Origin of the sequence: Accumulibacter sp. (assembly GCF_031732815.1) — a bacterium.
Classification (GTDB): Bacteria; Pseudomonadota; Gammaproteobacteria; order Burkholderiales; family Rhodocyclaceae; genus Accumulibacter.
Genome location: NZ_JAVMKF010000031.1, coordinates 29334 through 41600, shown reverse-complemented (window position 1 = coordinate 41600; position 12267 = coordinate 29334). Strand labels below are relative to the sequence as shown.

Below are 12267 nucleotides of genomic sequence, written 5' to 3'. Positions count from 1 at the left end.
TCAACCTGGGCGCTTCGCACCTGCTCGACCGGGAACTGTCAGCCCTGCTCGAGGAGGCGACCGGCGGCGCGTCGTACGCGGAAGACCACCTGCCGCGACCGTGAACGCGCGTCTGCGTTTCGCCATTTCGGTCATCGTGCTGGGTTTGCTGATGACCGGGCCTTTCGTCGTCACCGCGGCGCTGATCTGGGCTGATGCGCAGCCGGCCGAGCAGGCGCTGCTGATCCAGTTGATCGTGCCGCATCTGTCGCTCGGCGCGCTGATGACCATTTTCGGTTTCATCGTCGGCCTGCTGGTGATCCGCCACCTTTTCCGCCAATATGTGCAGGGTTTGCTCAAGATGGTCGAGAACCTGCACCTGATGTTGTCGGCCAACCGCAACTTTCGGGTCAGTCCGGATGGTCCGCCGGAGATTCGGCTACTCGCTCAGGCGACGAACGATCTGGCGCAGCAGCGCGACGGGCTGATGGATGATGTCGCTGCTCAGATTGCCGCTGCCAAGGCGTCGGTCGAGGAGGAAAAGAACCGGCTGGCCGCCCTGATGTCGGAATTGGCCCAGGCGGTCGTCGTGTGCAACGTCGACGGTCGCATCCTGCTCTACAACAGTCGTGCCCGTCTGCAGTTCAAGGCGCTCGTGCAGGGCGCGGCGGTCGTCGCCGGTGGCGCGCTGATCGGTCTGGGCCGTTCGATCTTTTCAATTCTCGAACGCAATCAGATCGACCATGCACTCGATGTCGTCCGCCAGCGCCTGGGCAAGGGAATGGCGACAGCCATGGCCAATTTCATTACGACGGCGCGGGGCGGACAACTCCTGCGTGTCCAGCTGGTTCCGGTGCTCAGTTCGAATGCAGCAGCGCCGCGCGAAATCAGCGGCTACGTGCTCACCGTCGAGAACATTACGCGCAGTCTCGAGCAGGAATCGCAGCGCGATCAGGTTCTCCAGTCGCTCACCGACGGCAGTCGCGGTAGCCTGGCCAACATCCGCGTTGCGGTGGGCAATCTGCTCGACTACCCGGACATGGATGGCGATACGCGCGAGCGCTTCATCGGCATCATCAGCGATGAGGTCGTGCGCATGAGTCAGCGGCTTGACCAGACGATGAGCGAGTTTGCCGATTCGCTGAAGACGCGCTGGCCGCTCGAGGACGTGCTCGGCGTCGATGTCATCGCCGCGGCCCAGCGCCGGATCGAGCAGCAGCTCGCGCTGACGACGAAAACCGAGGAAGTCGACGAGGGTCTGTGGCTGCGCGTGGAGAGCTTCTCGCTCGTCTTCTCGATCTGCTTCCTGGCCTCGCGTCTGATCGAACACTACCAGATCAAGGAACTGCGCTTTCGCCTCCTTCCTTTCGGCAAGCTGGCCTACCTCGACCTGATCTGGGCCGGCCACGCGATGTCGTCGGAAACCTTCTACTCCTGGGAAAACGACGCGATGCACGTGGGTCGTGATGCTTCGCCGCTGTCCTTGCGCGATGTCGTCGACCGTCATGGCGGTGAAATCTGGTACGACCGTGAGAAGGCCGCGCATCGTGCTTTCTGTCGCTTTGTGCTCCCGGTGGCAACACCGGACGAGGCGGCGCAGGCAGATGCGCTGCCCGTCGACGGTTCTCGTCCGGAGTACTACGACTTCGATCTTTTCCATTTTCGTGACCAAAGCATCGACCTGGATCGGCCTCTGTCCGACTTGGCGTACACGGTTTTCGATACTGAAACCACCGGCCTCGAGCCAGCGGCCGGTGACGAGATCATTCAGATTGGTGCGGTGCGCATCGTCAATGGGCGCCTGCTGCGCCAGGAGAGCTTCGACCAGCTGGTTGATCCGGAAAAGTTCCTGCGTCCGGAAGGCATCCGCGTGCACGGCATTACCGACGACATGGTGCGCGGTCAACCGCGTATTGACGCCGTTCTCCCGGCTTTTCACGAGTTCTGCAGCGATACGGTGCTGGTTGCGCACAATGCCGCTTTCGACATGCGTTTCCTGCAACTGAAGGAAGAGCGTAGCGGGGTCGTTTTCAGTCAGCCCGTTCTCGACACCTTGCTGCTCTCCGGCGTCTTGCAGCCGAACCAGGATTCGCATCAACTGGACAGCATTGCCGAGCGGCTGGGGATCGACGTCACGGCGCGGCACAATGCGCTTGGCGACGCCTATGCGACTGGCGAAGTCTTCCTCAAGATGCTGCCGTTGCTTGCCCAGATGGGAATCGTCACCTTGCGGCAAGCGCTTGCAGCGTCCGAGAAGACCTACTTTGCGCGCGTCAAGTATTGATTGCCAGACGACTTGAATTGGCAGCCGATGCGGGAAGTCTGCCGGCGTGCAGGCGCGGTGTGTTCCGTCAGGGTGGGCCGGCAAGAGGTGCGAGTGCTGCGCGTTTGCCGGATAATGCCGGGAAACCCCTTAGAGAGCGCGCATGACTGTTACCCATCCTTGCCAGCCAGCTCGGTTCGCCGGCTACCGCTGGGCTCGTCCCTGGCTCGTCATTGGCTCGCTTATGGCGAGCGTGGCGACAGTTTCTGCGGCTGCCATGCCCGATCGCTTGCTCTGGTTTGCGCAGGCGGCTCCGACGCCGGCCAGCGAACGGGTGCTGCGCGTTCTTTCCCAGGCGTCGGCCGACGGTCTTGAGGTCTCCGACTACGCGGTCGAAGAGCTGCGACTGGCGATCGCCAACAGTGTGCGCAGCGGCGTCCAGGAGGAAGAGCGTGTGGCCAGACTTGATCGCGCGATCAGCACGGCGGTACGCCGCTACCTTTCGGATCTGCACGGCGGGCGGCTTGATCCGCGGCAGTTCGGCATGCGCTACAGCCGCTCGGCCGATTTCGACCAGCTAATCGAACGACGCCTTGAGGAACTGGCTGGCGAGGCTGCGCCGGATAGAGGGGCGAGCCATCATGGGCCGCGCGCGCTGCCTTACAGCGAGCTGCGCCAGGCGCTGGCGGATTACCGCGGGTTGGTCGGCAACGAGGCCTTTCGCCAGGCGCTACCACCGCTGCCTGGTGGCCGCTTGCGCCCTGGCCAGCCGTACGGCGGGACGGCCTTGCTCGCTCGCAGGCTGGCCCTCTTTGCCGACCTGCCTGGTAATACGGCGACGACGACGCGCTATGAGGGCAAGCTGGTCGACGGCGTCAAGTCTTTCCAGGCGCGCCACGGACTCTACCCGGACGGTGTGCTGGGCAAGGACACCTGGCTACAGCTCGAGGTGCGGCCCGAGGCGCGCGTACGTCAGATCGAGTTGGCGCTCGAGCGTTGGCGCTGGTTGCCGCACCGGGACGTCGAGCGGCGCATCGTCGTCAATGTTCCCGAGTTCATGCTCGACGCCTATACGGCAGCCGAAGATGGAAAGCCGGCGCTCTCGATGCGGGTGATCGTCGGCAACGCGCGCAAGACGCGTACCCCGTTGTTCTCTGGCGAAATGCGTTTCGTCGAATTCAGCCCGTACTGGAACGTGCCGCCGTCGATCGCGCACAGCGAAACGCTGCCTCGTCTACGGCGTGACCCGGGCTACCTGACGCGCCAGGGTTTCGAACTGGTCACCAGTGAAGGAAAGGTGCTCACCACCTTGTCCGAGGGGGACCTCGAGGCGATTGAACGGGGCCGGATGCGTATCCGGCAGAGGCCGGGGGCGAGCAACGCGCTGGGTGACATCAAGTTCGTTTTTCCGAACCCGGACAACATTTATCTGCATCACACTTCGACGCGGCAGCTTTTCAAGCGCGAGCGGCGCGACTTCAGTCACGGCTGCATTCGCGTCGAAGCGCCGGTCGAACTGGCAAAGTTCGTCCTTGCTGGCGAAGCGGAGTGGACTGGTGAGCGTATCGTGCAGGCGATGCGGCGAGGCAAATCGATGACCGTGCGGCTGGGCGAAACGTTGCCGGTGATCATCGGCTACAGCACTGCAGTCGTGCGCGACGGACGGGTACATTTCTTGCCCGACATCTACGGCTACGATGCGGCGCTCGGCGAGGCCTTGCAGCGGCGCTCGGCTGGGCTGCGTGGCGAAGCTGCGCGGTTGCGCAAACTTGGGATAGAATTCGATAATTAGTCCCGAACAGCGTATGAATATGTCAATCTGTCGAGTGCCCGCACGGCGCAACCTCCTGGCCAGCGCGGGCAAGCTGGTGGTTGTCGGCGCGTTTTCGAGCCTGGTTCCATCGGCCTTTGCCGCCTCGTCGGTGCGCCGTCTGCAATTTGAGCATCTGCACACTGGCGAAACGATTTCGCTGGCCTTTGCCGTCGGCAATCGGTATCTGCCGTCAGCGCTCACCGCGCTGAACAACTTTCTGCGCGACCATTACACCGGCGAGGTCGGAGCGATCGACCCACAGTTGTTTGACCTCCTTTTCCGGACGAGCCAGGAGCTTGGCTGTCGTGAGCCCTTCCAGGTGATTTCCGGCTACCGTTGTCCGACGACCAACAACAGCCTGCGCCTTGCCGGCGGTGGCGGTGTTGCCAGGCAGAGCCTGCACATGGAGGGAAAGGCGATCGACGTTCGCTTGCCCGGGGTGGCGCTGGAGGATTTGCGCGATGCGGCCATCTCGCTGCAGGGCGGTGGTGTCGGCTTCTACGCCCGCGAGCAGTTCGTTCATCTCGATACCGGCAGGATCCGTTCCTGGTAGGCGTCGAGCCTTGCGCCAGGTGGCTGGTTTGGGCAATCGGCCGCACGCCTTGGCCTGATCCGATCGCCGGTGAGCGCCGTCGCGGCGCGACATTCCGACACCGTTTTGCCGTGCTCCGCGCCGGTCGCAAGCGGCGCGCCACGGGTGGAAGGAGAACATGAAAGACACCCATCTGCTCGACGAACTGATCTGGCAAAGTGCCGCTCGTTCGCCGGAAAGCGTTGCCGTCACCTGCGGCCAGCAGTCGATGAGCTATGGCCAACTGGCGCAGTCGCTGGAGTCGACAGTCAACGGTCTCGTCGGCCTCGGTTTGCAGCGCGGCGAGCGCATCGCCATCTATCTTGAGAAACGACTTGAAACGGTCACTGCCATGTTCGCGGCGGCGGCGGCTGGCTGTGTCTTCGTACCGGTGAATCCGCTGCTCAAGGCTGAGCAGGTCGGGCACATCCTGCGTGATTGCAACGCGCGGGTGCTGGTCACCTCGAGCGAGAGACTTGCCCTGCTCACCGCTACGCTCGCTGAATGCCCCGACTTGCGACACACCGTTCTGGTTCCTTCCGCCACCCGGCGCGCGCCTGTGCCAGGCGCATGCGTAGACTGGGAGCAACTCCTGCAGGCGGCGCGCCAGCGCGGGCACCGGGTGATCGATACTGACATGGTCGCCATTCTGTATACCTCGGGCAGCACCGGTAAGCCGAAAGGTGTTGTCCTCTCGCATCGCAACATGGTTGCCGGAGCAAAGAGCGTCGCGTCGTATCTGGAGAACAGCGCCGACGACACGCTGCTGGCTGCCTTGCCCTTGTCGTTCGACGCGGGTTTCAGTCAGTTGACGACGGCGTTTCATGTTGGCGCGCGCGTGGCCTTGCTCAATTATCTGTTGCCGCAGGATGTGCTCAAGGCGCTGGCAGGCGAACGGGTGACCGGCTTGACCGCCGTTCCACCGCTCTACATCCAGCTTGCCCGACTCGACTGGCCGGCGGCGATCGGCGAGCATCTGCGCTACTTCGCCAATACCGGCGGGCGGATGCCGCGCGAAACCTTGCTCGCTTTGCGTGCGCGCCTGCCGCACAGCAAGCCCTACCTGATGTATGGCCTGACCGAAGCCTTTCGGTCGACCTACCTGCCGCCCGAGGAGGTGGACCGCCGTCCCGATTCGATCGGCAAGGCGATTCCGAATAGTGAAGTCCTCGTCCTGCGCGAGGACGGTTCGCCGTGCGTCGCCAACGAACCCGGCGAACTCGTCCATCGCGGCGCGCTCGTCGGCATGGGCTATTGGAACGACCGGGCGAAGACTGACGAACGCTACAAGCCCTTGCCGGCCAACGTGGCTGGCCGCGCGGCTGGGCTGGTCCAGCCGGAGATCGCTGTCTTCTCGGGCGATACAGTGCGCATGGACGAGGAAGGCTTTCTCTATTTCGTCGGTCGGCGCGACGAAATGATCAAGACCTCGGGCTATCGCGTCAGTCCGACCGAGGTCGAGGAGGTCGTGTACGCGACCGGCATGGTCGGCGAGTGCGTCGCTTTCGGCGTAGACCATCCGACGCTCGGTCAGGCGATCATGCTGATCGTCAGCGCGGCGGCGGGCGAGGTCATCGACCGCGCGGCGCTGCTTGCCGAGTGCCGGACAAGAATGCCGGCGTACATGGTGCCGGCCGGTATCCGTGTGCGGCCCGCACCCTTGCCGCGCAACCCGAATGGCAAGATCGACCGCAAAGGTCTGTTGGAAGCTTTTCGCGCTGGTGCCTTTCCTGACGAGAGCGCCTTGGCGGTGGACGGCGAACGCGAAGGGAGCGGACAGTGAACCAGGTCGAGCGGCTGTGTGCGACGCATCTTCTGGTGAATCCGTTTCCCGTACGCGACGGTGAACTTGTCGTCGGCGGAGTCGGCTTGCGCCGGCTTGCCGATCGCGTTGGACGGACGCCGTTCTACGCCTACGATCGTGCTCAGTTGACGCAGCGCGTTGGCCAGTTGCGCGCGGCGCTGCCCGCAGCCGTCAAAGTGCACTACGCGATGAAAGCCAATCCGATGCCCGCCCTCGTCGCGCACATGGCCGGGCTGGTCGACGGCATCGACGTCGCCTCGGGCGGTGAACTGAAGATTGCGCTCGACGTTGGCACCGATCCGCAAACGATCAGCTTTGCCGGGCCGGGGAAAAGCCGCGGCGAGTTGCAGCAGGCGGTTGCGGCCGGCGTTCTGATCAACCTGGAATCGTTGCGCGAGGTTGTTGAACTGGCCGAAATCAGTTCGCGCAGCGCTTGTCCGGCGCGCTGCGCCGTGCGCGTCAATCCCGATTTCGAACTGAAGAGTTCCGGCATGCGTATGGGTGGAGGCCCCAAGCAATTTGGCGTCGACGCCGAACTGGTGCCTGAGCTGCTTGCTGAGATTGGCCGTCGAGGCTTGCTCTTCGAGGGATTTCACCTTTTTGCCGGCTCGCAGAACCTGAAAGCGGAAGCGATCGTCGAGGCCCAGACGAAGAGCTTCGAGCTTGTCCTGCGGCTGGCCAACGCGGCACCCTTGCCGGTACGCTTCGTTAACCTCGGGGGCGGGTTTGGAATTCCCTACTTTCCGGGTGAGCAGGCGCTCGATCTGGCACCGATCGGCGCTGCACTCGCCGGGCTGGCCGAGCGCGCCGCGCGCGAACTGCCAGAGGCCGAACTGGTCATCGAACTGGGTCGCTATCTGGTCGGCGAAGCCGGCGTTTACGTGGCCCGCGTGGTGGACCGCAAGGTCTCGCGCGGGCAGACGTTTCTCGTTTGCGATGGTGGGCTGCACCAGCATCTGTCGGCGTCCGGCAACTTCGGTCAGGTCATCCGCAAGAACTATCCGGTCGCCGTCGGCACCCGGATGGCGTCTACCGAAATGTATACGGCGTCGGTCGTTGGTCCGCTGTGCACGCCGCTCGATCTGCTGGCGGATCGGATGCCGCTGGCCGAGGCTGAGCCAGGCGACCTGGTGGTCGTCTTTCAATCCGGTGCCTACGGTTTTACCGCCAGCCCGCAAGCCTTTCTGGGGCATCCGGTGTGCCTCGAGGTGCTCGTCTGATCGTTGTCCGGCGACGGCCTGCGGCAAGCCGTTGCCCTTGCTTGTTGCTGGATCGGTCAGTCCTCGGCTACCACGACAACCCCGCCACGGCGGCGATCGCCCGCTCCCGATAAACGGCCGTCGAGTCGGGCAGCGCAGTTGACTCCGCCAAAGAACATGCTGGGCGCGGCGAACCGGGTTGCCGCCGGCCAGCGCTGATCAAGCGCGTTTGCCGCCGCAGTTGGCAGGCCGGCCTCCTCGAACCACAGTTTGTCGCCTTCCAGGTGCATGCGCGGTGCGTTGACCGCCTCGTCGAGCGGTCGGTGGTACGCCAGGAGGTTGAGCAAGGCCTGCAGGATGGCACTTCGTATCCGGTTTGACCCGCCGCTGCCGAGGGCAAAACACGGCACCTGATCGATGACGACGATCGTCGGCGACATCATCGTGCTCATCCAGCTTCCCGGCGGCGAGCGATGAAAACCGGCGGGATTGATGTCTTCTTCGCCGAGGAAGTTGTTGACGTGTATACCGAGTTCGGGCAAGGCGTGTCCACAGCCTTCGCCGTTGCTGGTGGTCAGGGCGGCCGCCATGCCTTCGGCGTCGATGACCGAGATATGCGTCGTGGCGCCGAGGCGATTCTCGTTACCGCCTGCGCTCTGTCCAACGTTCCAGTACGCTGAGCCAATCGTTCCAGAGACCAGCTTGCGAATCGATTCGGGGTCACTGTGCAGCCGTTGGTCGTAGCCCGCCTGGCGGATCGCCGAGACGCCGGCGAGAACAGTCGCTACGGCTGACTGGTGCTGAGCGGAAAGGAATTCCTCCTGGCCGAGCGCAAGATCTTCGGCCAGACGAAGTCCGGCGCCGACCAGGCCGCCGCCAGCCGAGGGCGGCGGATTGGTCAGCACCGTGTAGCGCCCGAAGGGAATCGACAAGGGTTGGCGCACGACCGGTGCATAGCTCGCTACATCGTGCAGGGTGATCAGTCCGCCCTGCGCCGGAGAGAAATGCTCGACCAGCGATGTCCAGTAGCGAGCGAGCTGTTCCTCAGCGTTTCCCTCGGCTAGCGCCTGCAGGAATTCGCCGAGACGCGGGTTGGCCAGCCGCTCGCCGGCCCGGGCGACGTGCCCGAGCGGACAGAAGAGTGCGGCGACAGTCGGCGAGTGCCGGAGGATGGGCGCGATGAGACCGGCCATCATGGCAATCTGCGGACTGACGAGAAAACCAGTCCGCGCCCAATTCACCGCTGGCGCTACGATTTCGCGCAGCGGCAGGCGGCCGCCTCGCTGATGCAGGTGCAACAGGCCGACCAGTTCGCCAGGTATCGCAGCGGCCGCTTTGCCGATGTGAAAGACCTGCACGGCCTGGCCGAAGTCGACCGTAATCGGCAGGAAGTCGAGCGTCGGCAAAGCCTGCAGCCCGCGGCCGGGAGTTGTCGCGAAGAAGTCTACGATCTCATAGCCCTTTGCCGCGCTGCCCCAGATGCACGCGCCGCCGCCGGCGAGTGAAGTCAGGGGCAGTTCGGTGACCGTTGCCGCGAGTTTGGCGGCAACGATCGCGTCGACCGCGTTGCCGCCGCGGCGCAGAATGCGCGCGCCGGCCAGCGCCGTGTGCGGTTCAGAGGCGGCAATGACTCCGCGTGCACTCATCGCCAGTGAGGCTTTGCGGCCGGCAGGTGCAGGTCGGCTGCAGCATCGGCTGCTCGCCGTCGCGCGCCGTCACGCACGGGCAACCGGGGCGTTCCTCGGCTTGGCGGTGTCGCCGGTCTGCGGGGTGAGTTCCTTGGCTTTGGCGGCCGAGATGGTCTCGAACAAGGTGACAACCTTTCTGACATCCTTGGTCGTTCGGGCAATCTGCACTGCCGCATCGGCTTCCGCCTGGGTGACCAGGCCGAGCAGGTAAACGATTCCGGCTTCGGTGACCACCTTGACGTGGATCGGATTGAACTTGCGCGCGTCGACGAAGCGTGCCTTGACGCGGGTCGTGATATACGAGTCGTTGCTCCGGTTGGAAAACGAACTCAAGGGAGCGATGCTGATCTCGTTGAAGACCGCCTGGACCTGAGCGACGCCGCTGACGATGCGTTCGATCTCCGCCTTCACCGTTTCAGAGGGGGCTTCGCCGGTAATGAGAACCCGCCGGTTGTAGCTGGTGAAGCTGAGCTGCGTCGTTTCGGCAAATCGTTCATTGGTCCGCGCGCGTGCCTTCCACTCGATCGCTTCGTCCTCGGTTTGCGTGCCCAGTGTCCGCCGATCGAGCGTCGCCAGGGCGCCGGTCGTTGCCCCGGCGGTGACGATGGGGACGCAACCCTGGAGGGTCGGGAGCAGGCAGATACCGAGCAGCAGGCTGGTCGCCGTAAGGATTCTTCTCATTCTTCAACTCCCATCAGCAGACAATCAATACCATCGCAAAAACAATGGATGGTGAGCAGGTGTGTTTCTTGTATGCGCGCCGTGCGGCTGGCCGGAACGCAGATGTGGACGTCGCTTGCGTGCAGCATCTCGCCCATCGCTCCACCGCCTTTGCCGGTCAGCGCGACGACCTGCATCTGGCTCTCGTGCGCTGCGCTGATCGCTTCGATCACATTCGGCGAGTTGCCCGAGGTCGAGATGGCGACCAGGATATCGCCAGGCTGGCCCAGCGCACGGACCTGCTTGGCGAAGATCATCTTGAAGCCGTAGTCGTTGGCGACCGCCGAGAGGATCGACGTGTCGGTGGTCAGTGCGATCGCCGCCAGCTCGTGACGCTCGGCTTCAAAGCGCCCGACAAGCTCGGCCGCCATGTGCTGGGCATCGGCGGCCGAGCCGCCATTGCCGCAGATCAGGATCTTGCCGTTACCGAGCAGGCTGCTGACCATCATCTCGACCGCCCGGGCAATTGGCGCAGCCAGGAGTTCGCCGGCCTCGATCTTGGTTTGTACGCTCTCCTTGAAGCTTTCACCGATACGGCCAATCAGATCCATGAGGCAAGTTTTTCGAGCAAAGTATGAAGTGCCGAAATTCTAACACTAGAGGATCAGGAACACTTCGAACTCGATGCGCCGCCAGGGATCGGGGTCGTCGCGCAGACGCGAAACGCGCGCTTCGAGTCGCTCGCCATCGTCCAGCGCCCGGGCGACCGCGCGGTTCTCGGCGCGCGGGACATAGCCCAGTTGCCGGCCGTGCCATTCGACGCGTACCGCCTGACGGTCGTGCCGGTTGGTCGGCTCGCGAATCAGGCTGAGTCGGTCGCCGAGCCGGATCTGCGGCCACACTTCCGAGACAGCGTAGTACTGGCTGCCGGCCAGCGGTGAACTCTGGACGAGAATCTTGATCGTTTCGCCGGCGTCGGCCGGGCTGCTGCCGACCAGCGCGAGTGCGGCGCTAAGGCAGAGAAAACGCATCGCGTATCCACTCGATCGAATCTGGCGACAAGTTGTCGAGCAGCAGGCAGTCGAAGCGGCAATCGACGTTCGTCCTGGCCAGCGTTGTCAGGTAGTGTTCGGCAGCCAGGATGATACGCGCCTGCTTGTTGCGCGTGATGCTGGCGGCGGCACCGCCGAAGTCCGGATTGCTGCGCAAGCGCACCTCGACGAAGACGATCGCCCGTCGGTCACGACAGATCAGGTCCACTTCTCCGCCGCGACAGCGATAGTTGCGCAGGACGATGACCAGGCCGTGGCGTTCGAGGAAGGCGGCAGCGAGTTCTTCGGCGACGCCGCCTGCGGTCTTGGCGTATCCGCCCGGGCGCGGCGTGCTAATCTTGCCCATCGCCAATCTTCCGAACTCCATGTCACAAGAATTCGCCGCATTATATGTAGTTCCGACGCCGCTCGGCCATCTCGGTGACTTGAGCTTGCGCGCCATGGACATCTTGCGCCAGGTCGCCTGGGTGGCCGCCGAGGATACCCGGCACAGCGCGCCGCTGCTCAGGCATTTCGGCAGCAATGCCCGTTTGCTGCCGTGCCATCAGCACAATGAGGAAGCGGCTGCGCAGCAGGTCCTGGCTCGTCTGGCGGCGGGCGAGTCGGTCGCCCTGGTGGTCGACGCCGGAACGCCTGCGGTTTCCGACCCCGGCGCGGCGCTGGTCGCGCGCGTGCGCGCGGCGGGGTTTCGCATCGTGCCTTTGCCGGGACCATGCGCGGCGGTCGTCGCCTTGTCGGCGGCCGGGATCGAGACCAGCCACTTTCTCTTCTGCGGCTTCCTGCCGAGCAAGGCGGGGCCGCGTGCGCAGGCGCTCGCCGAACTCGCCGACGTGCCGTATGCGCTGATCTTCTACGAGGCTCCGCACAGGATCGTGGACACCGCCGTCGCGTTGCGTGCTGCCTTTGGTGAACGGCGGCGAGTGGTCCTGGCGCGCGAACTGACCAAGCTGTACGAGGAATTCCATGACTGCGTGCTGGCGGACCTGGAGCAGTGGCTGCTCGCCGATACCGACCGCCAGCGAGGAGAGTTCGTGCTCATTGTGGCAGGAGCGCCACCCGCGGCGGCGGACGGCGAAGGCGAGCGCGTGCTCTCCCTGCTGCTCGCCGAAGGCCTGCCGGTCAGTCAGGCAAGCCGGCTGGCGCAGGCAATTACCGGCGCCAGCCGGAAGGCACTTTATAGTGCAGCCTTGCGCATGCAGAGCGGCGACTGATCGCCGGCTTGCACCGGTGCGCTGACC

11 protein-coding genes are annotated in these 12267 nt (G+C 64.2%); 6 read left to right on the top strand and 5 right to left on the bottom strand.

Features of this window, described 5'->3' with window-relative positions:
* The first annotated feature begins 100 nt into the window (after positions 1-100).
* The 5 genes from RKP46_RS02785 to RKP46_RS02765 all read left to right on the top strand — a co-directional run bounded on the left by RKP46_RS02785 (position 101) and on the right by RKP46_RS02765 (position 7650).
* Positions 101-2263 (top strand): exonuclease domain-containing protein, encoded by a 2163-nt coding sequence (locus RKP46_RS02785; RefSeq protein WP_311105209.1) that lies wholly within the window; start codon positions 101-103, stop codon positions 2261-2263.
* 256 nt (positions 2264-2519) lie between these two features.
* Positions 2520-4034, top strand: coding sequence for a L,D-transpeptidase family protein (locus tag RKP46_RS02780; protein ID WP_311105208.1), 1515 nt, complete (start codon positions 2520-2522; stop codon positions 4032-4034).
* A gap of 19 nt (positions 4035-4053) precedes the next feature.
* Positions 4054-4608: a DUF882 domain-containing protein gene (locus RKP46_RS02775; RefSeq protein ID WP_311105219.1), complete on the top strand. Its 555-nt coding sequence runs from the start codon at positions 4054-4056 to the stop codon at positions 4606-4608.
* Between the two features lie 157 nt (positions 4609-4765).
* Positions 4766-6409 (top strand): acyl-CoA ligase (AMP-forming), exosortase A system-associated, encoded by a 1644-nt coding sequence (locus RKP46_RS02770; protein ID WP_311105207.1) that lies wholly within the window; start codon positions 4766-4768, stop codon positions 6407-6409.
* 35 nt (positions 6410-6444) lie between these two features.
* The gene (locus tag RKP46_RS02765; protein WP_311105218.1) at positions 6445-7650 is read left to right on the top strand and encodes a pyridoxal-dependent decarboxylase, exosortase A system-associated; all 1206 of its coding nucleotides are present in this window, start codon (positions 6445-6447) and stop codon (positions 7648-7650) included.
* 56 nt (positions 7651-7706) lie between these two features.
* Here the strand turns inward: RKP46_RS02765 and RKP46_RS02760 are convergent, their stop codons facing one another.
* From RKP46_RS02760 to RKP46_RS02740, 5 genes are all read right to left on the bottom strand, one after another.
* A complete protein-coding gene (locus tag RKP46_RS02760) occupies positions 7707-9275 on the bottom strand; it encodes a gamma-glutamyltransferase (RefSeq protein ID WP_311105206.1) in 1569 nt (522 codons plus the stop codon).
* A gap of 69 nt (positions 9276-9344) precedes the next feature.
* Entirely contained in the window at positions 9345-9998 is a 654-nt protein-coding gene (locus RKP46_RS02755) for a BON domain-containing protein (RefSeq protein ID WP_311105205.1), read from the bottom strand.
* Positions 9995-10588, bottom strand: a complete 594-nt coding sequence (locus RKP46_RS02750; RefSeq protein ID WP_311105204.1) for a phosphoheptose isomerase — start codon at positions 10586-10588, stop codon at positions 9995-9997. Before RKP46_RS02750 ends, RKP46_RS02755 begins: the two co-directional genes overlap by 4 nt.
* 45 nt (positions 10589-10633) lie before the next feature.
* On the bottom strand, positions 10634-11008 hold the full coding sequence (locus RKP46_RS02745) for an HIRAN domain-containing protein (RefSeq protein WP_311105203.1): 375 nt from the start codon (positions 11006-11008) through the stop codon (positions 10634-10636).
* Positions 10989-11375 (bottom strand): YraN family protein, encoded by a 387-nt coding sequence (locus RKP46_RS02740; protein ID WP_311105202.1) that lies wholly within the window; start codon positions 11373-11375, stop codon positions 10989-10991. Before RKP46_RS02740 ends, RKP46_RS02745 begins: the two co-directional genes overlap by 20 nt.
* Before the next feature lie 19 nt (positions 11376-11394).
* Here RKP46_RS02740 and rsmI point away from each other — a divergent pair, with 19 nt between their 5' ends.
* Positions 11395-12240: a 16S rRNA (cytidine(1402)-2'-O)-methyltransferase gene (gene rsmI / locus RKP46_RS02735; protein ID WP_311105201.1), complete on the top strand. Its 846-nt coding sequence runs from the start codon at positions 11395-11397 to the stop codon at positions 12238-12240.
* Positions 12241-12267: the final 27 nt, after the last annotated feature.

Bases quoted from the DNA above. Each gene is read 5' to 3' on its own strand.
- RKP46_RS02740 (WP_311105202.1), bottom strand. From the start codon at position 11,375: ATGGGCAAGATTAGCACGCCGCGCCCGGGCGGATACGCCAAGACCGCA.
- RKP46_RS02750 (WP_311105204.1), bottom strand. From the start codon at position 10,588: ATGGATCTGATTGGCCGTATCGGTGAAAGCTTCAAGGAGAGCGTACAA.
- RKP46_RS02745 (WP_311105203.1), bottom strand. From the start codon at position 11,008: ATGCGTTTTCTCTGCCTTAGCGCCGCACTCGCGCTGGTCGGCAGCAGC.
- RKP46_RS02780 (WP_311105208.1), top strand. From the start codon at position 2,520: ATGCCCGATCGCTTGCTCTGGTTTGCGCAGGCGGCTCCGACGCCGGCC.
- RKP46_RS02760 (WP_311105206.1), bottom strand. From the start codon at position 9,275: ATGAGTGCACGCGGAGTCATTGCCGCCTCTGAACCGCACACGGCGCTG.
- RKP46_RS02770 (WP_311105207.1), top strand. From the start codon at position 4,766: ATGAAAGACACCCATCTGCTCGACGAACTGATCTGGCAAAGTGCCGCT.
- rsmI (WP_311105201.1), top strand. From the start codon at position 11,395: ATGTCACAAGAATTCGCCGCATTATATGTAGTTCCGACGCCGCTCGGC.
- RKP46_RS02775 (WP_311105219.1), top strand. From the start codon at position 4,054: ATGTCAATCTGTCGAGTGCCCGCACGGCGCAACCTCCTGGCCAGCGCG.
- RKP46_RS02755 (WP_311105205.1), bottom strand. From the start codon at position 9,998: ATGAGAAGAATCCTTACGGCGACCAGCCTGCTGCTCGGTATCTGCCTG.